This is a genomic window from Streptomyces sp. NPDC002520, assembly GCF_053595235.1.
Window position 1 is genome coordinate 160,659 of record NZ_JBSFXG010000018.1, and the last position, 23,647, is coordinate 184,305.

20 protein-coding genes and 2 pseudogenes are annotated in these 23,647 nt (G+C 71.5%); 15 read left to right on the top strand and 7 right to left on the bottom strand.

Annotated features, from left to right (window positions below):
• Positions 1 to 69: 69 nt before the first annotated feature.
• A complete protein-coding gene (locus ACWD5D_RS24955; protein ID WP_451374957.1) occupies positions 70 to 1,443 on the top strand; it encodes an aldehyde dehydrogenase family protein in 1,374 nt (457 codons plus the stop codon).
• Positions 1,440 to 2,222: a 3-oxoacyl-ACP reductase gene (locus ACWD5D_RS24960; RefSeq protein WP_451374958.1), complete on the top strand. Its 783-nt coding sequence runs from the start codon at positions 1,440 to 1,442 to the stop codon at positions 2,220 to 2,222. Before ACWD5D_RS24955 ends, ACWD5D_RS24960 begins: the two co-directional genes overlap by 4 nt.
• A 49-nt stretch (positions 2,223 to 2,271) precedes the next feature.
• On the opposite strand, the gene ACWD5D_RS24965 is transcribed toward ACWD5D_RS24960, so the two are convergent.
• Positions 2,272 to 3,474: an amino acid deaminase/aldolase gene (locus ACWD5D_RS24965; RefSeq protein ID WP_451374959.1), complete on the bottom strand. Its 1,203-nt coding sequence runs from the start codon at positions 3,472 to 3,474 to the stop codon at positions 2,272 to 2,274.
• Positions 3,475 to 4,853: 1,379 nt separating this feature from the next.
• On the opposite strand from ACWD5D_RS24965, the gene ACWD5D_RS24970 reads away from it, so the two are divergent.
• Together ACWD5D_RS24970 and mycP are read left to right on the top strand one after the other, a co-directional pair.
• Positions 4,854 to 5,819, top strand: a complete 966-nt coding sequence (locus ACWD5D_RS24970) for a hypothetical protein (protein WP_451374960.1) — start codon at positions 4,854 to 4,856, stop codon at positions 5,817 to 5,819.
• Between the two features lie 26 nt (positions 5,820 to 5,845).
• Positions 5,846 to 7,003 (top strand): type VII secretion-associated serine protease mycosin, encoded by a 1,158-nt coding sequence (gene mycP / locus ACWD5D_RS24975; protein WP_451374979.1) that lies wholly within the window; start codon positions 5,846 to 5,848, stop codon positions 7,001 to 7,003.
• 61 nt (positions 7,004 to 7,064) lie between these two features.
• Here the strand turns inward: mycP and ACWD5D_RS24980 are convergent, their stop codons facing one another.
• Positions 7,065 to 7,973 (bottom strand): serine hydrolase, encoded by a 909-nt coding sequence (locus ACWD5D_RS24980; protein WP_451374961.1) that lies wholly within the window; start codon positions 7,971 to 7,973, stop codon positions 7,065 to 7,067.
• A 242-nt stretch (positions 7,974 to 8,215) separates the two neighbouring features.
• Between ACWD5D_RS24980 and ACWD5D_RS24985 the strand changes: the two genes are divergently transcribed.
• Positions 8,216 to 8,953: an SseB family protein gene (locus tag ACWD5D_RS24985; RefSeq protein WP_451374962.1), complete on the top strand. Its 738-nt coding sequence runs from the start codon at positions 8,216 to 8,218 to the stop codon at positions 8,951 to 8,953.
• A 34-nt stretch (positions 8,954 to 8,987) separates the two neighbouring features.
• Here the strand turns inward: ACWD5D_RS24985 and ACWD5D_RS24990 are convergent, their stop codons facing one another.
• A complete protein-coding gene (locus ACWD5D_RS24990; protein WP_451374963.1) occupies positions 8,988 to 9,344 on the bottom strand; it encodes a DUF1844 domain-containing protein in 357 nt (118 codons plus the stop codon).
• 384 nt (positions 9,345 to 9,728) lie between these two features.
• Here ACWD5D_RS24990 and infC point away from each other — a divergent pair, with 384 nt between their 5' ends.
• The 9 genes from infC (at position 9,729) to ACWD5D_RS25035 (ending at position 19,628) form a co-directional block, all read left to right on the top strand.
• Positions 9,729 to 10,394 carry a translation initiation factor IF-3 gene (gene infC, locus ACWD5D_RS24995; RefSeq protein WP_451374980.1) on the top strand — a complete coding sequence of 222 codons (666 nt, stop codon included), beginning with the start codon at positions 9,729 to 9,731 and terminating at the stop codon, positions 10,392 to 10,394.
• A gap of 114 nt (positions 10,395 to 10,508) precedes the next feature.
• Positions 10,509 to 10,703: a 50S ribosomal protein L35 gene (rpmI, locus tag ACWD5D_RS25000; protein ID WP_004933563.1), complete on the top strand. Its 195-nt coding sequence runs from the start codon at positions 10,509 to 10,511 to the stop codon at positions 10,701 to 10,703.
• A gap of 101 nt (positions 10,704 to 10,804) precedes the next feature.
• A complete protein-coding gene (rplT, locus tag ACWD5D_RS25005; protein ID WP_189309714.1) occupies positions 10,805 to 11,188 on the top strand; it encodes a 50S ribosomal protein L20 in 384 nt (127 codons plus the stop codon).
• 208 nt (positions 11,189 to 11,396) lie between these two features.
• Positions 11,397 to 12,257 (top strand): TrmH family RNA methyltransferase, encoded by an 861-nt coding sequence (locus tag ACWD5D_RS25010; RefSeq protein ID WP_451374964.1) that lies wholly within the window; start codon positions 11,397 to 11,399, stop codon positions 12,255 to 12,257.
• A gap of 50 nt (positions 12,258 to 12,307) precedes the next feature.
• Positions 12,308 to 13,477: an ATP-binding protein gene (locus ACWD5D_RS25015; protein WP_451374965.1), complete on the top strand. Its 1,170-nt coding sequence runs from the start codon at positions 12,308 to 12,310 to the stop codon at positions 13,475 to 13,477.
• 147 nt (positions 13,478 to 13,624) lie between these two features.
• A complete protein-coding gene (pheS, locus tag ACWD5D_RS25020; protein ID WP_451374966.1) occupies positions 13,625 to 14,746 on the top strand; it encodes a phenylalanine--tRNA ligase subunit alpha in 1,122 nt (373 codons plus the stop codon).
• Positions 14,746 to 17,265, top strand: coding sequence for a phenylalanine--tRNA ligase subunit beta (gene pheT / locus ACWD5D_RS25025; protein ID WP_451374967.1), 2,520 nt, complete (start codon positions 14,746 to 14,748; stop codon positions 17,263 to 17,265). The genes pheS and pheT overlap by 1 nt, the downstream gene beginning before the upstream one ends.
• Before the next feature lie 420 nt (positions 17,266 to 17,685).
• Entirely contained in the window at positions 17,686 to 19,026 is a 1,341-nt protein-coding gene (locus tag ACWD5D_RS25030; protein ID WP_451374968.1) for a transcriptional regulator, read from the top strand.
• Between the two features lie 65 nt (positions 19,027 to 19,091).
• Complete coding sequence (locus ACWD5D_RS25035; RefSeq protein WP_451374969.1) at positions 19,092 to 19,628, top strand: NUDIX hydrolase; 537 nt, start codon at positions 19,092 to 19,094, stop codon at positions 19,626 to 19,628.
• Here the strand turns inward: ACWD5D_RS25035 and ACWD5D_RS25040 are convergent.
• The 4 genes and pseudogenes from ACWD5D_RS25040 to ACWD5D_RS25055 form a co-directional block, all read right to left on the bottom strand.
• Complete coding sequence (locus ACWD5D_RS25040; protein WP_451374970.1) at positions 19,625 to 19,882, bottom strand: hypothetical protein; 258 nt, start codon at positions 19,880 to 19,882, stop codon at positions 19,625 to 19,627. The two genes, ACWD5D_RS25035 and ACWD5D_RS25040, sit on opposite strands and share 4 nt — an antisense overlap.
• Positions 19,883 to 20,077: 195 nt before the next feature.
• Positions 20,078 to 20,197 (bottom strand): annotated as a pseudogene (locus ACWD5D_RS25045) (3-hydroxyacyl-CoA dehydrogenase family protein); the annotation flags it as partial.
• A 32-nt stretch (positions 20,198 to 20,229) separates the two neighbouring features.
• Positions 20,230 to 21,564 carry a tyrosine-type recombinase/integrase gene (locus tag ACWD5D_RS25050; protein ID WP_451374971.1) on the bottom strand — a complete coding sequence of 445 codons (1,335 nt, stop codon included), beginning with the start codon at positions 21,562 to 21,564 and terminating at the stop codon, positions 20,230 to 20,232.
• A gap of 111 nt (positions 21,565 to 21,675) precedes the next feature.
• Complete coding sequence (locus tag ACWD5D_RS25055; protein ID WP_451374972.1) at positions 21,676 to 21,945, bottom strand: helix-turn-helix transcriptional regulator; 270 nt, start codon at positions 21,943 to 21,945, stop codon at positions 21,676 to 21,678.
• Positions 21,946 to 23,087: 1,142 nt separating this feature from the next.
• On the opposite strand from ACWD5D_RS25055, the pseudogene ACWD5D_RS25060 reads away from it, so the two are divergent.
• A pseudogene (locus tag ACWD5D_RS25060) lies at positions 23,088 to 23,647 on the top strand (transposase); the annotation flags it as partial.

Here is a 23,647-nt window from a genome sequence, read left to right on the forward strand (position 1 = left end):
TCCCGCCGCTGCCGACGCACGCCCGTGAGACGCACGCCTGTGAGACGCACGCCCGTGAAAGGTCAACCCGTGTCCGACCCGCAAGAGTTGAAGGTCCTCGATCCAGCCACGGAAGAGGTCGTCGCCACCGTCCCCGCCGCCACCGCCGAGGACGTGGACGCGGCCGTCGTACGGGCCGTGCGCGCCCAGGCCGCCTGGGCCGCCCTCGCGCCCGCCGACCGGGCACGCCTGCTGCGCCGCTTCGCCGACGTCGTCGACGCGCACGTCGAGGAACTGGCCCAACTGGAGGTCCGCGAGGCCGGCCACACCGTCGGCAACGCCCGCTGGGAGGCCGGCAACGTCCGCGACCTGCTGCTCTACGCGGCCGGTGGCGCCGAACGCCTCCTCGGCCGGCAGATCCCCGCACCCGGTGGCTGGAACGTCACCTTTCACGAACCCCTCGGCGTCATCGGCGTGATCGCCCCCTGGAACTTCCCCATGCCGATCGCCGCCTGGGGCGCCTTCCCCGCGCTCGCGGCCGGCAACGCGGTCGTCCTCAAGCCCGCCGAGACCACCCCGCTCACCGCGCTGCGCCTGGCCGAACTCGCCCTGGACGCGGGCCTGCCCGAGCACGTCCTCCAGGTGCTGCCCGGCCACGGCCACATCGCCGGACGCGCTCTGGTGGACCACCCTGACGTGACCAAGATCGTGTTCACGGGCTCCACCCGCACCGGCCGCGAGGTCATGGAGCGCTGCGCCCGCCTCGTCAAGCCGGTCACCCTCGAACTCGGCGGCAAGAGCCCCAACGTCGTCTTCGCCGACGCCGACCTCAAGGCCGCCCTCGACCCCTTCTCCTTCCTGGACAACTCCGGCCAGGACTGCTGCGCCCGCACCCGCATCCTGGTCCACGAGTCGGTGTACGACGAGGCCCGTGCCTTCCTCGCCGACGCGCTGGCCGCCGTCGTCGTGGGCGACCCGGCCGACGAGAAGACCCGGATGGGCCCGCTGATCTCCCGTCAGCAGCTCGACCGCGTACGGTCGTACGTCCCCGAGGACGCCCAGGCCCTGCGCGGCAGCGCCCCCGACGGACCCGGCTTCTGGTTCCCGCCGACCGTCCTGACGGGGGAGCGGCCGGACAGCGCGGCCGCCCGCGAGGAGATCTTCGGCCCCGTCGCCGTCCTCCTCCCCTTCACCGACGAGGCCGACGCCGTCCGGCTCGCCAACGACACCCCCTACGGCCTCTCCGGCTCCATCTGGACCCGGGACGTCGGCCGCGCGCTGCGCGTCTCGCAGGCCGTGCGCGCGGGCAACCTGTCCGTCAACTCCCACTCCAGCGTCCGTTATTGGACCCCGTTCGGCGGCTTCAAGCAGTCCGGCCTCGGCCGCGAACTCGGCCCCGACGCCCTGACCGCCTTCACCGAGACCAAGAACGTCTTCATCAGCACGGAGGGCCCCGCACAGTGACCGACTCCCTCGTCTGCCGCCGCCTGGTCGGCCGTACCGCCGTCGTCACCGGAGCCGGCAGCGGCATCGGTCTCGCCACCGCCCGCCGACTCGCCTCCGAGGGCGCGAACGTGGTCTGCGCCGATGTCGACGAAACCCGCGGCAAGGCCGCCGCCGACGAGGTCGGCGGACTCTTCGTCAAGGTCGACGTCACCGACCCCGAACAGGTCGAGGCGCTGTTCCAGGCCGCCTACGACACCTACGGCAGCGTCGACATCGCCTTCAACAACGCGGGCATCTCCCCGCCCGACGACGACTCCATCCTGGAGACCGGTCTTGAGGCCTGGAAGCGCGTCCAGGAGGTCAACCTCACCTCCGTCTACCTGTGCTGCAAGGCCGCCCTCCCCTACATGCGCCGCCAGGGCAAGGGGTCCATCATCAACACGGCGTCCTTCGTGGCTCGCATGGGCGCGGCCACCTCCCAGATCTCCTACACCGCCTCCAAGGGCGGCGTCCTCGCCATGTCCCGGGAACTGGGCGTGCAGTTCGCCCGCGAGGGCATCCGGGTCAACGCCCTGTGCCCGGGGCCCGTGAACACCCCGCTCCTCCAGGAGCTGTTCGCCAAGGACCCGGAGCGGGCGGCCCGCCGCCTCGTCCACATCCCGCTCGGCCGGTTCGCCGAGGCGGAGGAGATCGCCGCCGCCGTCGCCTTCCTCGCCAGCGACGACTCCTCCTTCGTCAACGCCACCGACTTCCTCGTGGACGGCGGGATCTCGGGCGCCTACGTCACGCCCCTGTAGGCGCCGGTCGGAACGCTCCATGAGGCGCCGGTCGCGCCGGTCGCACCGGTCAGAGGAACGTCCGCCCCTCGCCCCGGTAGGTGGGCACGGTCCCCGTGACCGTGTCCCCCTCGATCAGCCGCAGGGCGTCGAACCGCTCGCACAGCTCGCCCGCCTTCGCGTGCCGGAACCACACCCGGTCCCCGATGAGGAGATCGTCGGCGGGCGAGCCGAGCAGCGGGGTCTGCACCTCGCCGGGACCCTCCTGGGGGTCGTACGACAGGCCCTCCGGCAGGTAGGGCACCGGCAGCCGGTCGGGGCCGGCGGCACCGGAGGCCGGATAGCCGCCGCCCAGCACGGTCACGACACCGACGCCCGGCCGCCGTACGACGGGCAGGGCGAACAGGGCCGCCGGACGTCCGCTGAAGGACGTGTAGTTGTCGAAGAGCCGAGGCACGTACAGCCCCGAACCGGCCGCGATCTCGGTCACCGCGTCCTCGGCGGCCGTGTGCTGCACACTGCCCGTGCCGCCGCCGTTCACGAACTCCAGGTCCGGCACCACGGCACGGACGGCACGCACCACCGCGCCGCGCCGCGCCGCCAGTTCACGGCGGGCGGCGGCCTGCATCAGCCGGATCGCCCGCGACCGCAGCGGCCGTCCGGCCACCGCGTCCCCGACCCCGGCGACGTGCCCCTCGTACGCCATGATCCCCACCAGCCGGAAACCGGGCCGGCGGGCCACGGACCGGGCCAGCTCGGCCAGTTGGGCGGGGGAGTGCAGCGGGGAGCGCAGGGCCCCCACCCGCACCCGGCCGCCCAGCAGCTTCAGCGAGGTGTCCAACTCCAGGCAGACCCGCACCACTTCACGCCCGCCGTCGCGAGCCGCGTCGATCAGGTCGAGCTGGCCGATGTCGTCGATCATCACCGTGACGGCACCGGCGAGCTTCGGATCGCCGGCCAGCTCCGCGAACCCCGCGCGGTCGGCCGACGGATACGCCAGCAGGATGTCGTCGAACCCGGAACGCGCCAGCCACAGCGACTCGGCCAGGGTGAACGACATGATCCCCTGGAAGCCGTCCCTGGCGAGGACGCGTTCCAGCAGGGCCCGGCAGCGGACCGACTTGCTGGCCACCCGGACCGGCTTCCCGGCGGCGCGGCGGACCAGGTCGGCCGCGTTGGCGTCGAAGGCCTCCAGGTCCACGATCGCGAGGGGGGCGTCGAGATGGGCGGTGGCCCGGTCGTAACGGGACCGGTCGGCGGCGCGCGCAGTCATGACGGAAGCCTGCCAGACGCGATTACCGCAGGGTAGGGGGACGTTCCGGGCAGATGCCCCGGCGGTGCGGACTGGTTCTGTTTCTCTCCGCGACAACCCGTAGAGTGACGCGCACGTACGCGGAAGGAATCCGGCCGCATCGCGTGAACCGGGATGCCGGTCCAGCCGTACGGGTATGCGTGCCCGGACCGAACTTTCGCACCGGGCGCGGCCGACGAGACGACGGCCCGCGTACGAGGAGACGGCCCGGGCACGAGAAAACGGGGGGTGCATTGAGCACGGAAGCGCGCCGCGCCCCGATCCCCCCGCGCCCCACGACCCCTCCCCGCCCCTCTTCCCAGCCACCGGGCCACACCCAGGACACCCCCGCCACCCCTGCCGAATCGACGGGCCCCACGGCTACGGCATCCGGTCCGGCACCCGGCCCCGGCTCTGTCCACAGGACCACCGCGGGACCGGCCGCCCGCCACGACCTCGGACCGGACCACATCGCCCCGGCACCGACGGGCGACGACCTCGACGAGGATCCCTCGGTCTTCGCACCGCGCACGCCACGCGCCACGAACGGCCAGGCCGGGGGAGCGGCACAGCCCCGCACCGAGCCCCCGGAGGAACCCACCGCCCCGGCCCGCCCCGGCTTCACCGCACCGTCCGGCTCCGCGGTGCCGCGCCCTTCTGCCGAGCCGTCCGTCTCTGCCGTCGCGCGTCCCTCCGTCACGCGGTCCGCTTCAGCCGCCGCCGTGCCTGGTGCCGCCGACCCCGTGGCACCGCCCCCGCCCCCCGCCTCGGCGCGCTTCCCCGACGCCCCACCGAGTGCGAGCCGCGCCCCTCGCCGCGACGACGCCGGTACCGCCGTACCCCCACGCCCGGCCCAGCGCCCGAACGCCCGGCCCAGCGGCCTGGGGCGCCCGGCAGCCCCGACGCACACCCCGTCGGAGACGACAGCCTCCCCGCGCCCGATCCCGCCGGTGTCCGAGACGCAGACGGGCGCGGGCGCGGCGCCGTCCCGCCGCCCCGGGGATCCTGCCGGCTCCACGGCGGCGACGACGGGCCAGTCACGGCTCGTGCCGCCGGGGTCTGACGCGCGGCCGGGTGTTCCGGCCGCACCGTCTCGCCGTCCCGGGGTTCCTGCCGGGTCCACGGCGGCGACGACGGGCCAGTCACGGCTCGTGCCGCCGGGCTCTGACGCGCGGCCGGGTGTTCCAGCCGCACCGGCCCGCCGCCCCCGAGTTCCTGCCGAGTCGACGTCGGAGACGACGGCCCGGCTGCGGCCGATTCCGTCGGCGGACGGAGAGCAGCCGGGCACGGCCGCGGGGCTCGACGGTCGTGCGCCGGGGCCCTTGCCGGCGCCTTCCTCCACCGCTTTTGCACGTTCGGCCGTGGGCTCCGCGGCGCTGCCGCCGCCCAGGCCCGCCGCGGCCGGGGCCCGCGCCGGATGGTGTGCGAGCGATCCCGCCCGTCCCGCCCGCCCCGCGACGGCCGTGCCGGACCCCGCCCTGTCCTGGGCCGCCGCCGCGGCGGCTCGGCCCGTGGTGTCGTTCGGGGAGCCGGAGGGGTACGACGAACGGGGACGGGCGTGGCCGCTGGGCGCCCGGATGCGCAGCACCACCACCGCTGCCGCCGCCTGCCTCGTGCTCGGCCTCGGTCTCATCGGCGGTGCCGTGACCGGGAGTTGGCTCACCGGCGACGGCGGGGACGGCACGCCCGGAACCGGGTTCAACGCGGCCGGCCAGCTGTGGCACAGCGTCCCCGTGGACCAGTTGTTCCCGCCCACCGTCCAGGGCACGGGCGCCGGACCCGGCGGAGCCGACCGCACCTGGACCCGGATCGCCGTAGCCCCCGACAATGGCTGCGCCGACGCCTTCGACCCGCTGCTGCACAAGGTCCTCGCGCCCGTCGGCTGCCAGCGCCTCCTGCGGGCCACCTACACCGACGCGACCCAGAGCTACGTCACCACCGTCGGGCTGCTGTTCACCAAGGCCGACGCCGCCGGCATGTCCGCGCTCGCCGCCCGCTTCCGGGACGAGCACCTGGACCGCCGCGCCGACCTCATGCCCCGCCCGTACGCCGCCCCGGGCACCGCCGCGGCCGGCTTCGGCGACAAGCAGCGCGCCAGCTGGACCGTCGCCGTCCTCACCGACGCCCCCGTCGTCGCCTTCTCCGTCTCCGGCTGGTCGGACGGCCGTACCGTCGACGAGCCCCAGCCCGCAGCGGACGCCATCGACTCCGGTGCCACCTCCGCACCCGCCCAGGCCGGCCTCGGCAACGAGGCCCAGGGCCTGGCGGACCGTATCGAACGCCGGCTGCGCGCCACCGTCAGCCCGGCCACGGGGAGATCCTCTTGAGCCGACCGACGAGCGCCCGCCGCCGTATGCGCGTCACCGGGCCGGCGACGAGCCTCCTGCTCGCCGGCTCCCTCGCCCTGCTGCCCGCCACCGCCGCCCACGCCGACGGCATCCGGGCCCAGCAGTGGGCTCTGACCGCGCTCAACCTGAACGAGGCATGGCACACCACCAAGGGGCAGGGCGTCACCGTCGCCGTCCTGGACACCGGCGTCGAGGGCGACCACCCGGACCTGGCCGGCAACGTCCTGCCCGCCAAGGACATGATCGGCTTCGGCGCCGGGCCCGGCGACCGCACCTGGGCCCGGCACGGCACCGCCATGGCCGGCATCATCGCCGGACACGGCCACGGCCCCGGCCGGACCGCCGGGGTCATGGGCGTCGCCCCGGAGGCGAAGATCCTGCCCGTGCGGGTCATCCTCGAGGACGGCGACCCCGCCCGCGCCAAGGCCCGCACCAACCGGGGCAACGCCCTCGCCGAGGGCATCCGCTGGGCCGCCGACCACGGCGCCGACGTCATCAACCTCTCCCTCGGCGACGACTCGAACTCCGCGCACCCCGAGCCGAGCGAGGACGAGGCCGTGCAGTACGCCCTCAAGAAGGGCGTGGTCGTCGTCGCCTCCGCGGGCAACGGCGGCGACAAGGGCGACCACGTCTCCTACCCGGCCGCCTACCCGGGCGTCATCGCCGCCACCGCCGTCGACCGCTTCGGCACCCGCGCCGCCTTCTCCACCCGCCGCTGGTACGCCGCGGTCAGCGCGCCCGGCGTGAACGTCGTCATCGCCGACCCCGACCACAAGTACTACGAGGGCTGGGGCACCTCGGCCGCCTCCGCCTTCGTCTCCGGTGCCGCGGCCCTGATCAAGGCGGCCCACCCCGACCTGGCCCCGACCCAGATCAAGAAGCTCATCGAGTCCACGGCCCGCGACGCCCCGGACGGTGGCCGCGACGACTCCCGGGGCTTCGGCATGATCGACCCGGCCGCGGCCATGAGAGCGGCGGCGAAGCTGAAGCCCGAGACGCTCCACCCGGCCTCGTACGACAAGAAGTACTTCGGCCCCGGCCCGGACACCCCCAAGGCCACGGACAGCGCGGCCGACTGGGCGGGCCCCCTGGCCGGCAGCATCGGCGGAGTGCTCCTGGTGGCGTCGGTGATCCTGTGGAGAAACCGCAGGGCGACTTCCTGAGGGGCGCGGGCAACTGCGCGGCGAGCCACGACGAGCCGGCACGCGCGCCCGCACACGCCCTCTACGGCACCGAGGCGACCGAGGACACCGCCGCCTTCGCGACGGCCTCCACCAGCGCTCGGCCCTCTCCCTGACTCACCGTCCCCTTGGACAGCACAGCCACGAGATACGCGGTCCCGTCCACCGTCACGCGCCCGATGCTGTTCACCACCCACAGTCCGGTCGTGCTCCGCGCCAGCCACCCGTTCTTCAACGCCCAGGAGCCCCCGGCGGCCGCGGCCGAGATCCCCCACTGCTGATCGGCCTCCACCTGCTTCATCAACCCCTGGACGTACGTCCGGGAAGCCGCGCTCAGCACCGAGTCCTGCCCGAACACCTGCCGCAGCAGCAGTTGGTCCCCGGCCGTGGTCTGTGTCAGCCCCCACAACTCACCGTCACCCCCCGACGTGGCCGTGAGCCCGAACCGCGCGTTCGCCGCGTCCAGCCCCCGCGCGCGCCCGATCGTCCGCCACAGCGCCGAGGCGGAGGCGTTGTCGCTGTTCCCGACCATCTTCGTGGCGTACGCCTTCTCCGCCTCCGTCAGCCGCCGCCCCGCGTCCTGCGCCTGCAGCAGCAGCGCGGCCAGGATGTCGACCTTGACGATGCTCGCCGTGTCGAAGACCGCGTCCCCGAACGCCGCGCCGGCACCGGAGTCCAGATCGAGCACGGCCACCGACACCTCCGCCCCCGCGGGCACCCGCACGGCCTTCATCGCCGCGCTCAGCAGCGTCTTTCGGTCCACCGCCGAAGGCGAAGGCTCCGTCGCGGGTTCCACCGATGCCTCCTCGGTCGCCCGGCCCGAGGGGGTGGCCGACGGCGACGCCGCCGACGATACGGCGTGCGCACCGGCGTGCGCGTGGGCCTTCACATAGACCGTGCCGCCCGCCGTGGCCCCGGCCAGGGCGACGGCGACGAGCACGGTGCGCAGCATCGGGCGGCGTCGGGGACGGGCACGAGGACGGGCACGGGGACGGCGTACGCGGCCGTGACGGCCGGCTCCTGGGGACTCCATGCCCGGGATGCTGGAGGCGGGGGCTGTGCGCCCTGTTGGACGCGGATGAGATCCGCCTCAGGGAGTCCTGAGATTGCCGTGAGGGCGACGACGCCCGGGGCGAGCGGACGAGACCGGCCCCGCACGAAGGAGGCGGCTACCCCGCTATAGGGTCGGTGACCGTGGCGAACAAGAACATTCCCGACCCCGGCTTCTCCGACGACGACGGCTCCGCGGACCCCCGGCTGGGCGCCGCGCTCGCCGCCTGGGCCGAGGACCGCGGCGCCCTGGGCCCCGTCCTGGAGGCGCTGAAGGGCGCACGCCTGCTCGTCCCCGTCGTCGCCGTGCTCGGCGAGGTCGAGGAGGACGAGAACGGGGTGCGCCGCGAGAAGACCAGCGACATGGCCGTCCCCACGCTCAAGGCCGCCGGCCGCACCGCCCTGCCCGCGTTCACCTCCACCGACTCCCTGGCCCGCTGGGACCCGGCGGCCCGGCCCGTCGCCGTACCGCTGCACCAGGCGTTGCAGGCCGCCGCGCACGAGAAGGCGGACGCCGTGGTGCTGGACCTGGCCGGGCCGGTGCCCCTCGAGCTGACCGGCCCCGCGCTGCTCGCGCTCGCCGAGGGCCGCACCAGCACCGACCCGCTGACCGACCCGGCCGTCGTCGACGCCGTCCGCCGTGCGGTGGCCGCCGAGCCGGCCGTGCTCCGTGCCCACCTGGGCCCCGGCCAGGCCGACGGCACCCTCGCTCTCGTCCTCGACCCGGCCACCGAGCCCGCCGAGGCCGCCCGCGCGGTCGCCGAGCGCCTGGCCGCCGACGAAACACTCAGGGCCCGCCTGGTGCGCGGCCTCGACCTGGCACTGCTGCCGGCCGGGACCACCCCTCCGGGCGAGCCCTTGTTCGTGCGCGGGGAGATGTAGGCGCCCCGAAGGGGCGCGGGGAACTGCGGAGTGCTCAGCCGTAGACCGGGCCGGTGTACTTCTCGCCGGGGCCCTGGCCCGGGTCGTCCGGGACGATCGACGCCTCACGGAACGCCAGCTGCAGCGACTTCAGGCCGTCGCGCAGCGGCGCCGCGTGGAAGGAGCTGATCTCGGTCGTGCTCGCGTCCAGCAGACCGGCGAGCGCGGTGATCAGCTTGCGGGCCTCGTCCAGGTCCTTGTACTTCTCGCCCTCCTCGCTCAGCCCGAGCTTCACCGCGGCGGCGCTCATCAGATTGACGGCGACCGTCACGATCACCTCGACGGCGGGAACCTCGGCGATGTCCCGGGTCATCGCGTCGAAGTCGGCGTTCTCAGGAGGGGTCTCACTCATACCGCACACCATAGGCGCCGGGGGTTCTCGTGCCCCAGTTGGCCTCGGTTCGCCGTTCCTGCCCGGAGCTGCTAACCTTGTGTGACGACCGGCCGGACCAGCATGCCTCACGGCGAGCGTTCCGGCCCACAAGTGGAGGCTTCGAACTCCCACCTGACCGTCCTTCGGGGCGGCGGGTCACCGGTCAGACGGATGCGTCGCCCTGGCGACGGCGTTCCGTCCGAAAGCGCGCCCCGCGTCATGTGGAGGTGTTCCGGTAGTTCGAGGAGCCCCGCCTGTGATCGTCCGGGGCATTTTTTGTGCTTCGGCGCGGTTAGGTCTCACGAACAGAGACGTTACGCGGCTGTCCGCCAGACCGTCGCGTGGTGCTACCGAGGAGGATCCATCAGCGCCGAGCCCCGCATCAACGACCGGATTCGCGTTCCCGAGGTGCGACTTGTCGGTCCCAGTGGCGAGCAGGTGGGTATCGTCCCGCTGGCCAAGGCACTGGAGCTTGCGCAGGAGTACGACCTGGACCTGGTCGAGGTCGCGGCGAACGCCCGTCCGCCCGTGTGCAAGCTCATGGACTACGGGAAGTTCAAGTACGAGTCGGCCATGAAGGCCCGTGAGGCGCGCAAGAACCAGGCGCACACGGTCATCAAGGAGATGAAGCTCCGGCCGAAGATCGACCCGCACGACTACGACACCAAGAAGGGTCACGTCGTCCGGTTCCTCAAGCAGGGCGACAAGGTCAAGATCACGATCATGTTCCGTGGCCGTGAGCAGTCCCGCCCCGAGCTGGGCTACCGACTGCTGCAGCGTCTCGCGGAGGACGTCCAGGACCTCGGCTTCGTCGAGTCCAACCCGAAGCAGGACGGCCGAAACATGATCATGGTTCTCGGTCCGCACAAGAAGAAGACCGAGGCTATGGCCGAGGCGCGTCAGGCGCAGGAGGCCCGCAAGGCGGAGGCGAAGGCCAACCCCGGCCGCTCGCAGAACGCCGCGGACACCGATGACGTCACGGAGCCCGAGGCCGCCGAGGCCCCTGCCGAGGCATCCGCCGAGGCGTGATCCAGGGGGACGCGAGTCCCTGAGGATGTAACCCATACAAGAGCGACGCTCCACCCCGTGCCCGGTTTCGCGACCGGGCACCGGAGCGCCACCCGACGAGGAGAGAACGGCGCTATGCCGAAGAACAAGTCGCACAGCGGTGCCAGCAAGCGCTTCAAGGTCACCGGCTCCGGCAAGGTGCTCCGTGAGCGCGCCGGCAAGCGCCACCTGCTCGAGCACAAGTCGTCCCGCGTGACGCGCCGCCTCACCGGCAACGCCGAGATGGCCCCGGGCGACGCCGCGAAGATCAAGAAGCTTCTCGGCAAGTGACGTGCGCGGTGCTCCCAGCGAGCGCCGAACGTCAGGACCGGGACCCCATCGACATCGGGCCGTGTGAGGACACCCACGGCCCCGCTACAAGGAGTTAAGAAGTGGCACGCGTCAAGCGGGCAGTGAACGCCCACAAGAAGCGCCGGGCGATCCTCGAGCAGGCCTCCGGCTACCGCGGTCAGCGTTCGCGCCTGTACCGCAAGGCCAAGGAGCAGGTCACCCACTCGCTGGTCTACAACTACAACGACCGCAAGAAGCGCAAGGGCGACTTCCGTCAGCTGTGGATCCAGCGCATCAACGCCGCTGCCCGCGCCAACGGCATCACCTACAACCGCTTCATCCAGGGTCTGAAGGCCGCGAACATCGAGGTCGACCGCAAGATCCTGGCCGAGCTGGCCGTCAACGACGCCAGCGCCTTCGCGGCGCTGGTCGAGGCCGCGCAGAAGGCGCTGCCGGCGGACGTCAACGCGCCCAAGGCCGCGTGACGCTGCGCCGGCCTTAGGCCGACGTGACTGAGGACCCGCAGGCTTTTGGCTTGCGGGTCCTGCCGTTGGGGCCCTCGGCTCCCGTTTCGGCTGCGGGGCGGTGGGGGCTGGTCGCGCAGTTCCCCGCGCCCCTGGGGAGCTGCGGCCGCCGGCGCCGGTGAGTGAAACTGTTGTTCGGCACGCCGAATTTCTCCTGAAGGTGAAGAAGATGCCCCCCGTCAGCCCCGAGCTGATCTCTCCCCGGTCCGCCCGTGTCGCCGCGGCGCGACGGCTCGTCAAGCGGAACTTCCGGGGCAAGGACCGGCTGTTCCTGGCCGAGGGGCCGCAGGCCGTGCGGGAGGCCGCCGGGCACCGGGCCGGCGGCGTCGCCACCCTCGTCGAGCTGTTCGCCACGGTCGAGGCCGCGGAGCGGTACGCCGACATCGTGGGGGAGGCCCGCGGCGCGGGCGCCCGTGTGCACCTCGCCTCCGAAGAGGTCATCGCCGACATCTCCACCACCGTCACCCCGCAGGGTCTTGTCGGGGTCTGCCGGTTCCTGGACACCCCGTTCGAGGACGTCCTCGCCGCCCGGCCCAAGCTGGTCGCCGTGCTCGCCCACGTCCGTGACCCCGGCAACGCCGGCACCGTGCTGCGCTGCGCCGACGCCGCGGGCGCCGACGCCGTGATCCTCACCGACGCCTCCGTCGACCTGTACAACCCCAAGGCCGTACGCGCCTCCGTCGGCTCCCTTTTCCATCTGCCCGTCGCCGTGGGCGTGCCCGTCGAGCGGGCCGTGCGGGGGCTGCAGGACGCAGGGGTGCGCATCCTCGCCGCCGACGGCGCGGGTGACCGCGACCTGGACGAGGAACTGGACAAGGGGGCCATGGGCGGGCCGACCGCCTGGGTGTTCGGGAACGAGGCCTGGGGGCTCCCCGAGGAGACCCGCGCCCTCGCCGACGCCGTCGTACGCGTCCCCATCCACGGCAAGGCCGAGAGTCTGAACCTCGCGACGGCCGCCGCCGTATGCCTCTACGCATCGGCCCGTGCACAGCGCGCCTCCGGAGGGTGCCGCTCCGTCACCGTCAGCTAGTAGGGTGGCGAACTCGGGCCCCTGCGCCGGCTGAGAGGTGGGGTACGGGCATGAGTGGCGTCGGCACGAGCACTGCGCCGGACGGACGGGACGTGCGCCGCACGCCCGCGCCCCGGCCCGTCGACGCCGCGGGGACCGACCCGGGGAGGGACCTCGGGACCGGCCTCGGTATCGACCCCGACCAGTTGCCCGACGGCCTCGTCGTCGCCGACGAGCAGGGCCGCGTCGTCTGCTTCAACGCCGCCGCCGCACGCATCACCGCCGTCCCCGTCGCCGACGCCCTCGGCGAGCCCCTGGAGAAGGCCCTGCCCCTGGAGGACCTGGAGGGCCGCCGCTGGTGGCAGCTCACCGACCCCTACGGCGGACTCGCGATCCGGGTACGGCAGCCCGAGCGCAACCTGCTGCTGCCGGGCGGGCGGGAAGTGCTCGTCTCCGCCCGGTACGTGCGCGCCGAACCCCTCGGGCCGGTCGGCCGGGTGGTCGTCACACTCCGGGACACCGAGGCCCGGCGCCGCACCGAGCGCAGCCACGCCGAGCTGATCGCCACCGTCGCCCACGAGCTGCGCTCCCCGCTGACCTCCGTGAAGGGCTTCACCGCCACGCTCCTCGCCAAGTGGGAACGCTTCACCGACGACCAGAAGCGGCTGATGCTGGAGACCGTCGACGCCGACGCCGACCGTGTCACCCGGCTCATCGCCGAGCTGCTCGACATCTCCCGGATCGACAGCGGACGCCTCGAGGTGCGCCGCCAGCCCGTCGACATCGGCGCGGCCGTCGGCCGGCACATCCAGGCCTACGTGGCCGCCGGACAGCCCGCCGACCGCTTCCTGCTGCGCATCGAGCAGCCGCTGCCCGCCCTGTGGGCCGACCCCGACAAGGTCGACCAGGTGCTCAGCAACCTGATCGAAAATGCCGTGCGCCACGGTGAGGGAACCGTCACCATTGACGTCACGCCCTCGGCGTCCCCGCGCGAGGGCGAGGAAACCGGCACATCGGTCACGGTGAGCGACGAAGGGCCCGGCATCCCGGAGGAATCCATGAACCGCGTCTTCACCCGCTTCTGGCGGGGCAGCAAGCGCGGTGGCACGGGCCTCGGGCTGTACATCGTCAAGGGCATCGTCGAGGCCCACGGCGGCGTCATCACGGTCGGCCGCGCGGCCGACGGCGGCGCCGAGTTCCGATTTACGTTGCCCGTGGGCGCACCGGCGTATCTCGCCTAGCGGCCCGCGGGCTCTTCGTATACCTCCACCCCGTTAGACTCGGCCTTTGGCACCTTTGTGCCCTGCACGCGGCCCGCGGGGAGTCTCAGCGAGTCTCACAGTCGCTGACGGGGACCTTCAGCCAGCCAATCGGAAGCACGGGAAGAGATGTCGGCACCGAATAAGTCGTACGACCCTGTAGAGGTCGAGGCGTTGAAACCGGAAGAGATCGAGCGCATGCGGGACGAGGCGCTCGCCGCCTTCGCCGCCGCGGACTCCCTCGACGCGCTCCACGAGGCCAAGGTCGCCCACACCGGCCCGGCCTCCCCGCTGTCGCTGGCCAACCGGGAGATCGGCGCCCTGCCCCCGCACGCCAAGGCCGAGGCCGGCAAGCGCGTCGGCATGGCCCGCGGCGCCGTGAACAAGGGCCTCGCCGCCCGCCAGACCGAGCTGGAGGCCGAGCGGGACGCCCGCGTGCTGGTCGAGGAGGACGTGGACGTCACGCTCCCGTTCGACCGCGTACCGGCCGGCGCCCGGCACCCGCTGACCACGCTCTCGGAGCGCATCGAGGACGTCTTCGTGGCCATGGGCTACGAGGTCGCCGAGGGCCCCGAGGTCGAGGCCGAGTGGTTCAACTTCGACGCCCTCAACATCGGCCCGGACCACCCGGCCCGCGGCGAGGCCGACACGTTCTTCGTGCAGGGCCCCGAGGGCGGCACCGAGTCCGGTGTCGTGCTGCGCACCCACACCTCGCCGGTCCAGATCCGCTCGCTGCTCGACCGTGAGCTGCCGGTCTACGTGATCTGCCCGGGGCGCGTCTACCGCACCGACGAGCTGGACGCCACCCACACCCCGGTCTTCCACCAGGTCGAGCTGCTCGCGGTGGACGAGGGTCTGACCATGGCCGACCTCAAGGGCACCCTGGACCACATGGTCCAGTCGCTGTTCGGCGAGGGCATGAAGACCCGGCTGCGCCCGAACTTCTTCCCCTTCACCGAGCCGTCCGCCGAGATGGACATGGTGTGCTACGTCTGCCGCGGCGAGTCCGTCGGCAACCCCGACCGGCCCTGCCGCACCTGCTCCAGCGAGGGCTGGATCGAGCTGGGCGGCTGCGGCATGGTCAACCCCAAGGTGCTGGCCGCCTGTGGCGTCGACCCGGAGAAGTACAGCGGCTTCGCCTTCGGGTTCGGCATCGAGCGGATGCTGATGTTCCGCCACAACGTCGAAGACATGCGAGACATGGTCGAGGGTGACGTCCGGTTCACCCGGCCGTTCGGGATGGAGATCTGATGCGGGTCCCGCTTTCTTGGCTGCGGGAGTACGTCGACCTGCCGGCGACGGAATCCGGCCGCGACGTCCAGGAGAAGCTCGTCTCGGCCGGGCTCGAGGTCGAGACCGTCGAGCACCTCGGCGCCGACCTCAAGGGCCCGCTGGTCGTCGGCCAGGTGCTGACCATCGAGGAGCTGGAGGGCTTCAAGAAGCCGATCCGCTTCTGCACCGTCGACGTCGGCACCGCCAACGGCACCGGCGAGCCCCAGGAGATCGTCTGCGGCGCCCGTAACTTCGCGGTCGGCGACAAGGTCGTCGTGGTCCTGCCCGGCGCGACCCTCCCCGGCGGCTTCTCCATCGCCGCCCGCAAGACCTACGGCAAGACGTCCCACGGCATGATCTGCTCGACCGAAGAGCTGGGCATGGGCGACGACGGCACCCACGGCATCATCGTGCTGCCGCCGGAGACCGAGGTCGGCAAGGACGCCATCGAGCTGCTCGAACTGGTCGACGAGGTCCTGGACATCGCCGTCACCGCCAACCGCGGCGACTGCCTGTCCATCCGCGGCGTCGCCCGCGAGACCGCGATCGGCTACGGCCTGCCGCTGCGCGACCCGGCCCTGATCGACGTCCCCGCCCCGAACGCCTTCGGCTACCCGGTGCAGGTCTCCGACCCGGTCGGCTGCGACCGCTTCACCGCGCGCACCGTCACCGGCCTGAGCCCCGAGGCGCGCTCCCCGATCTGGCTGCAGCGCCGTCTGCAGAAGGTCGGCATGCGCCCGATCTCGCTCGCCGTCGACGTCACGAACTACGTGATGATGGAGCTGGGCCAGCCCCTGCACGCCTACGACCGGAGCCTGGTCCAGGGCACCATCGGCGTGCGCCGTGCCGAGGAGGGCGAGAAGCTCGTCACCCTCGACGGCGTCGAGCGAAAGCTGCACGCCGAGGACCTGGTCATCACCGACGAGCGCGGCCCGATCGGCCTCGCCGGCGTCATGGGCGGCGCCAACACGGAGATCGCCGACCACGACGCCGAGAACGGGGCGAACGCCACGACCGGCGTGGTCATCGAGGCCGCCCACTTCGACGAGGTCGCGATCGCCCGCACGGCCCGCCGTCACAAGCTGTCCTCCGAGGCCTCCCGTCGCTTCGAGCGGGGTGTCGACCCGCAGGCCGCCGCTGCCGCCGCGCAGCGCACCGTGGACCTGCTGGTCCTGCTCGCGGGTGGCACGGCCGAGGCCGGCGTCACCGAGGTCAGCGCGCCCTCCGCGCCGCACACGATCACCGTCCCGGCGAACCACCCGGACAAGGTCGCGGGCGTGGTCTACGGCCGCGAGACCGTCGTCCGCCGCCTCCAGGAGATCGGCTGCGACGTCTACGGGCAGGACGAGCTGAACGTCACCGTCCCGTCGTGGCGGCCCGACCTCCTCGAGGCGAACGACCTCGCCGAAGAGGTCATCCGCCTGGAGGGCTACGAGAACCTGCCCTCCACGCTGCCCAAGCTGCCCTCGGGCCGCGGCCTGACCCACCGGCAGCGGCTGCACCGCCGCGTCGGTCGTGCACTGGCCGGTGCGGGCTACGTCGAGGCGCCGAACTACCCGTTCGTCGCCGAGCAGGTCTTCGACCAGCTCGCCCTGGAGGCGGACGACCCGGCCCGCCGCGTCGTCAAGCTGACCAACCCGCTCAACGACGAGGAGCCCGCGCTCCGTACGACGCTGCTGCCGGGCCTGCTCGGCGCCCTGCGCCGCAACGACGGGCGGGGCTCGCACGACCTGGCCCTGTTCGAGACCGGTCTGGTCTTCCAGCCGGGCGAGGAGCGGCGCGTCGCCGGGCACCTGTCCGTCGACGGCCGTCCCACCGACGAGCAGCTCGCCGCGCTGAACGCCGCGCTGCCCGAGCAGCCGCGCCACGTCGCCGTCGTCCTCGCGGGCGCCCGCGAGCAGGCCGGCTGGTGGGGCGCGGGCCGTCCGGCCGGCTGGGCCGACGCGGTCGAGGCGGCCCGGGCCGTCGCCCGCGAGGCCGGTGCCGAGCTGGTCGTGCGCAAGGGCCAGTACGGTCCCTGGCACCCCGGCCGCTGCGCCGAACTGGTCGTCGTCGCCGACGGGGCCGAGAAGGTCGTGGGCCACGCGGGCGAACTGCACCCGCGTGTGGTCAAGGCGCTGAGCCTGCCCGCGCGCACCTGCGCGATGGAGCTGGACCTGGACGCCGTTTCGGCCGTCGGCGACGGTGTCCCGCAGGCGCCGAGCATCTCCACGTTCCCGGTCGCCACGCAGGACGTCGCCCTCGTCGTCGACATGCCGGTCCCGGCCGCGCGGGTCGAGGCGGCGCTGCGCGAGGGCGCGGGTGAACTCCTCGAGTCCATCCGGCTGTTCGACGTGTACGAGAACGCGGAGCAGCTGGGCGAGGGCAAGAAGTCGCTCGCGTACGCGCTCCGCTTCCGGGCCGGGGACCGGACGCTGACCGTGGACGAGGCGTCTGCCGCTCGTGACGCGGCGGTCGCCCTGGCGGGCGAGCGGACCGGGGCTGTGCTTCGGGGCTGATCGCCGTCAGGTTTTCTGTTCGCGGCCGGCTGCGGGTTTTCCCGTGGCCGGCCGCGTCGTTCCCTGCGCCCCTTCAGGTCGGCTGACGCGGCTTTCGCGAGGCAGCCCACGACGAGCCCGGACCCGCGCCGCACGGACACCCCGCGGACCCGCGGCCGAGACAACGCGCCGCTGCCGCCCCCGCAGTCGCAGCCGGCCGAGACAGCGGCCGCACCCGGCCAAGCCGCCGCTTTTGGAGGGGGAGCCGGCGGCTTGGCCGTCCTCTTGCGAGGCACCTCAGTCAACCGGCCCGCCACTCTCCGCGACAGTGTGCACACGCTGCGGATGCGCGTACTCCGTTCACACCCCGTGTGAAAGCGGACACACTAGCCTGACTGCGCTGACTGCGCTGACGGGACCAGGCCACTCGGGGGGCAACCCATGCAGCCCAACACACTGCTCGACGCGATCCTGGACGAGGCGGGGATCTCGCACGCCGGTCTCGCCGCCCACGTCAACCAGGCGGGCCGGCGCCGGGGCCTCGCTCTCCGGTACGAACACACCGCTGTGGCACGGTGGTTGAAGGGCCAGCGGCCGCGCGGCCAGGTACCCGACCTGATCTGCGAGGTGCTCGCGGCCCGGTTGCACCGGCCGGTCACCCTGGACGACATCGGCCTCGGTGTGCCCGGCGAGCCGAGCAGTCCGCACGCCGGTTCGCTCTCCGGCTTCGTGGAGCGGGCCACCGCACTGTGGCGCTCCGACGAACAGCAGCGCCCGCACGTGCTCGGCGCCCCCACGGTGACCGGCACCCCCGCCGTCATGCCGGTGTGGGAGTGGGAGAACCCGCCCGAGGACGTGGACGTCTCGCGCGGCGGCCGGCACCGGGTCACCGCGGCCGACATCGAGATGCTGCGTGCCGCCCGCACGCACTACGAGCAGATGTACCGCAAGGCCGGCGGCATCGCGACCCGCACCCGGATCGTCGGCTTCCTCAACGCGGAGGCGGCCCCGCTGCTGCGCGGCAGCTACACCGATGCCACGGGGCGTCAACTGCACCGCGCGACGGGCGGGTTGGTGGCGGTCGCGGGCATCTGCGCCTACGACTCCGACGCGCACGGTCTCGCCCAGCGCTACTTCCACCAGGCGCTACGACTGGCAAAGGCCAGCGGGGACCGGGGGCTCGGGGCGTACGTCATCGCGCTGCTGGTCAACCAGTCCCTGTTCATGCGGGAGTACCGGCAGGCCGTCGCCTTCGCCGAGGCCGCGCTGCGCGCTGCCGGCAAGCACATCACCCCGGCGCTCGCCTCGGATCTGTACGCGATGCAGGCCAAGGCGTACGCCCACCTCGGCGATTCCAGCAGTGCGCTGTCCTGCATCCGGCGCGCGGAGACGGCCGCGGAACACATCCGGCGCGGCCACGAGCCGGACGAGACCGGCTACGTCCAGCCGGGGCTGGTCAATGTGCAGGTGGCCGAGGCGCTGCTCAGCCTCGGGGAAATCGCCGCGGCCGGGGACCACGCGGCGGCCGCGGTCGACAACCCCGCTCACGACCGGGGCCGGGTGCACCGGCTCGCCATGCTCAGCACCATCGAACTGCGCCAGGGCAATGCCGAGAAGGCGGTGGCCACGGCCGTGCGGATGGCCGAGCAGGCCCGCGGAATGGAGTCGCAGCGGCTGCGCGACAGACTCCGTGCGGTGCGCGAGCATCTGGTGCGGTGCGGCTCGGCCGGGACCGCCGAGGCCGCCGAACTCATCGACGGTGCACTGCGCGTACCCCTGTAGGCGCACTGTAGGTACACAGTCCCTGCTGCGATATTGCCACTTACTCGACGGAAGGTGGCAGAACCGTGCAGTGGACGAAACAGAATGAACAAACTGTGTATGCAAACCGGTGGTTCAGCGTCAATCTCGCAGATGTCGAGCTGCCGGACGGCCGGCACCTCGACCACTTCGTGATCCGGCTGCGGCCCGTGGCCGTGGCCACGGTGGTCAACGAGGCGGGCGAGGTCCTCCTGTTGTGGCGCCACCGCTTCATCACCGACAGCTGGGGCTGGGAACTGGCAGCCGGAGTTGTGGAGGACGGCGAGGACATCGTGAGTGCGGCAGCCAGAGAACTGGAGGAGGAGACCGGCTGGCGGCCGGGACCCCTGCGCCACCTGATGAGCGTGGAACCGTCCAACGGCCTGACCGACGCCCGGCACCACATCTACTGGTCCGACCGGGGCCAGTACGTCGGCCACCCCGTGGACGACTTCGAGTCGGACCGCCGTGAATGGGTCCCGCTCAAAGTCGTCCCCGACCTGATCGCCCGAGGGGAGGTCCCGGCCGCCAACATGGCGGCCGCGTTACTCCTGCTGCACCACATGAGGCTCGCCGAGGGCTAGCGGCCCAGTGCCGGCCAGATCGTCGCGACGAGGGCTCCCAGGGCCGTGAGCACGGCGACGGAGGGCAGCGGCCAGCGTGCGTGCTCCAGGGAGATCATGCGGGAGTTCAGCTCGTCGAGTTCCTTGACGGTCTCCTCGGTGCGATGGCTGAGCAGCGCCAGCCCTCCCTCGACCCGCACGTAGGCGACGTCGAGGCGGCGGCGTAACTCTGCGAGTTCTTCGTGAACCACAGGATGCTCAGGCTCGGCGGTCACGGGTTCACTCCCTTCCGTAGTCGGACGCGGTGGTTCCGCGTCCCTTGCATGCGCATGAAGAGTCAACTCGCCTGGTGGGCGCATGGGGAGCGTGTGCGAACGGCATATGCGAGCCCGGCGCGCACACGGTGTGTGAAACAGACGGGCCCGGCACCGGATCCGGTGCCGGGCCCACGGGGCCGTCGCTCTGCGTGGTCAGCCGTAGGTGTAGAAGCCCGAGCCGGTCTTCCGGCCCAGCCGGCCCGCCTCGACCATGCGCTGGAGCAGCGGGGGAGCGGCGTACAGCGGCTCCTTGTACTCGGTGTACACGCTGTCAGTGTGCGCGATTACTGCCCTCACCTGCGGGTTCATGGCCTGTTGCGGGCGTGCGGGGCGCCCAGGGATTTCTCAGGGACATTCGGTTGTGGATCTTGACTGAACCACTCGTCCATGGCGGCGAGGCCCCGCTTGCCCGCACCGGGCATGAAATGAGCGTAGTGCGTCAGTGTGGTCTGCGGCGAAGCATGCCCGAGCCACGCGGACACGCTCACGACCGACTCGCCTGCCTCAAGCTGGGTACTCGCGTATGTGTGCCGGAGGACGTGGAACATGTCCTCCCTGGAGAGTTCATAGATGGGGTACCGACGGCTGCGGCCACCGTACGTCCTGACTTTCTCGCCGACCTTCTTCAGGACACCGGCCGTTGCGAGTGCGGGCCGCCAGCTCAGCCTGTTCCACATCGAGTAGTTGATTCGATTGCCCTGCGAGGTGATCAGGACCAGCCGGACGGTGATCGGTTTGCGCTGTCGCGCTTCCAACTCGGTCGTCGGCGGCTCAGGGTTGCGCCACGGGAGCGTGCAGGCGACCGAAGGAAAGCGGCGCAGATGGTCCCGGACACGCTTGGCGAGGTTGGGGGAGAGGGGAACGTCTCGCGTCTTGCCGCCCTTGGGCAGGCAGAAGTACGGCCTTCCCTTGGAGTCCCACCGCAGCTGTCGGTGGACGTGTACGACACCGGCATCGAAGTCGAAATCCTCCTCGCCGAGGCCGAACGCCTCGCCCTGGCGCAGGCCGAGGCCGACACCGAGGTCCACCGCGATACGGTATCGATCCTGGAGGCCCGCCCGGACGGCCTCCACGGTCGGCCTGGCCCATGCCTTGGCCTTCCTCTTCGCGGGTTTGGGCGCCTTGACACTCCGGCGGGCCTTGCAGGGGTTCTTGACCAGCCGGCCGTCGTCGACGGCGGCTTCGAGGATCGTGGAAAGGTGGATCCAGATCACCTGGGCCGTGGACGCCTCGACCCGTGTCAGCAGTTGGGCCTTCCAGGTGCGCAGCACGGCAGCGTCGATGTCCCGGAGCGCGGTTGTACCCAGGAACGGGATGATGTGGTTCCAGATCTTGCTGCGCATGGGGGCGGCGGTCGACGGTTCGTCCGATCGGCCCGGCCACCAGTGCTTCTCGATGTACTGGACGAGGGGGATCGCCCCGTCGCGAGGGTCGACGAATTCGCCACGTGTGGTGTCGGTCTGCGCCTTGGCGAGCCACTGCTTCGCGTCTTCGCTCGTGTCGAACGAGCGGTCCCGGACGCCCGGGATGCCCTTCACCCGATAGCGTTTACCCTGGCCCCACAGGGCAGTTCGCTCCCGCTTACCGGTGTCCTTGTTGGGCTTCTTTTTGAGCCAGCGGTCTTCTATGTACCCCGCCAAGGGAACGTTCTCCTATGAACTCAGTTGGGTTATGGTCGTATGGCACGGTGGGAAGTTGGGCGCCGGGACGCCGAGAGACCGACGCACCGTCTTCGGGCTCGTGGACAGCCTTCAAGGAGTGGGTACGGCGCGCTTCATCGGGCCTTGGGTGAGAGGATTGAGAGCAGCGTTGGAACGTGAATCCGCCTGCTCCTGCGCTATGACCCACTCATTCAGCGCCGAGATCCTGTACATGACGCGGTGGCCCATACGGAAGCTCGGCGGACCCTGCCGTCGGTGACGCCAGACATACAGGGTGTTCGGTGAAATGCCAAGGTATTCTGCCGCCTTGTTCAGGTTCAAGAACGCGGCTTCATGCGTGGACGCGATCTGCTCATGCATGTCCGGTCTCCAGGGTGAGGAAAGTTGATGCACTCACGATCCGGAGAAGTCCGGTATTGGTGAAACCGGGAAATTGTGGTAGTGCACGTTTTGACTGCATCAGGGGGCTGAGGTACGACTGTTGATTTCGGGCTTAGCAGTCCATGACGCCGGGTCCTCCTATCTCGTTGAGCTGCGGTTTTGCCAGCACCCGTACGTTGGCATGGTGTTCGCGCAGGTCTCAAGTCATGGTCGTCTGCCTTGGGCGAACTGCCCTGAGGGTCAGCGACGGGTTGAAACGACGGCGGACCGATAGCCGCGGCGCTTCCGTCAAACGCCGGCTATGGCCTGTGTGATGTTGTGATCAACCAGTTCACTGGAGGAGGTCGTTGATCCAGATCATTAAGGTGCGGAGGTGGAGGCCGGGGAGGTAGGTCTCGGGCTGCGGCTGCCGAATATTTCATCCGACCAGGTCAGGCTGGCGCGCTGGGAAAGGTGGCTTCTGGCGAGCCGGTCTCGGCGGCGTATGTCCACGACGGCTGTGGGAAGGGCCTGCTCGGCGTGCGACGGCTTTCGCGGATGAAGCTCGCCACGTGATCTCCGGAGCGGCAACACGAGAACGTGCTGACTGCCGCCGCGTCTGTCGGGTGCCACATCATCGGCTGTGCCGACGACTGGGAGGTGTCGGCAGCCGAAGCTGGGCCCTCGGCTTCGCAATGAGAGGGGCTGTACGACGGTGGCTACAGCCGTGGATCGGCTCGGCTGCAACGTCGTGGACTGCTTGAACACCGGTTAGGGAGTCCGCTGGGGAGCCAGAGCCTTCTTCAAACCTTTGTGTACCCACGGCACACGACTCCGCCCTGACATCTCGTGTCGCATGCAGACCAGAACCCGGCGTACAGCCCGACTCGTCTGCCGCTGCCTGCGGCCTTGTCTGAGGAAGGGCCTCTAACCTGCGGCGGAGGCCCTTTCCGATCTTTCAGGGGCTCGCCGCGTTAGGCGGCGGAAAATCCCTCGGAAGTCCCTCGGACAGTGCTGAAAGTCCCTGAAAAGTCCCTGGACGGAGGGGAGGGCGAGGCCCCTGGGCTAGGGCGCGTATCGGGTCGTGATCAATATGCGGGATTCGCTCTCACTGTGAGGCGTGATCCGGTAGATCGTCTTGCGTGACGCGAGTACAACTGACGGATGCAGAGTGGGAGTTCATCGGGCCGTATCTGCCGATCGGCGAGTATGGCCCGTACCCCGAGCGGCTGCGGCAGCAGTTCGAGGGTGTGATCTGGCGGTTCAAGACGGGCGGGCAGTGGCGGGAGATGCCGGCGGAGTTCGGCGCCTGGTCGACCGTCCACAACCGCTTCCGGCAGTGGCGTGATGCCGGTGTCTTCGAGGCCCTGCTGGAGGGCCTGATCACGGAAGCCGCGAAGCGCGGTGAGGTGGACTTGTCCCTGGTCAGTATCGACTCCACCACCGCCCGGGCCCACCACGACGCGGCCGGGATGCACCTCGGCGAGGACGTCCTCACCGCCCTGGAGAAAGCCGCAGCCGAGGAGGAGAAGGCCAGGTCAAAGGGGGCGTCCTCGAAGAACAAAGCGGGCAGGAGGCCGAAAGCGATCCCGCGCGGGAAGAACGACGACGCATCCGGCGTCGGCGGAAACTCCGACTGAAGGCCGCGCTCCTTGGACGCTCCAGGGGCGGGCAGACCAGCAAGGTCCACCTCGCCGCCGAC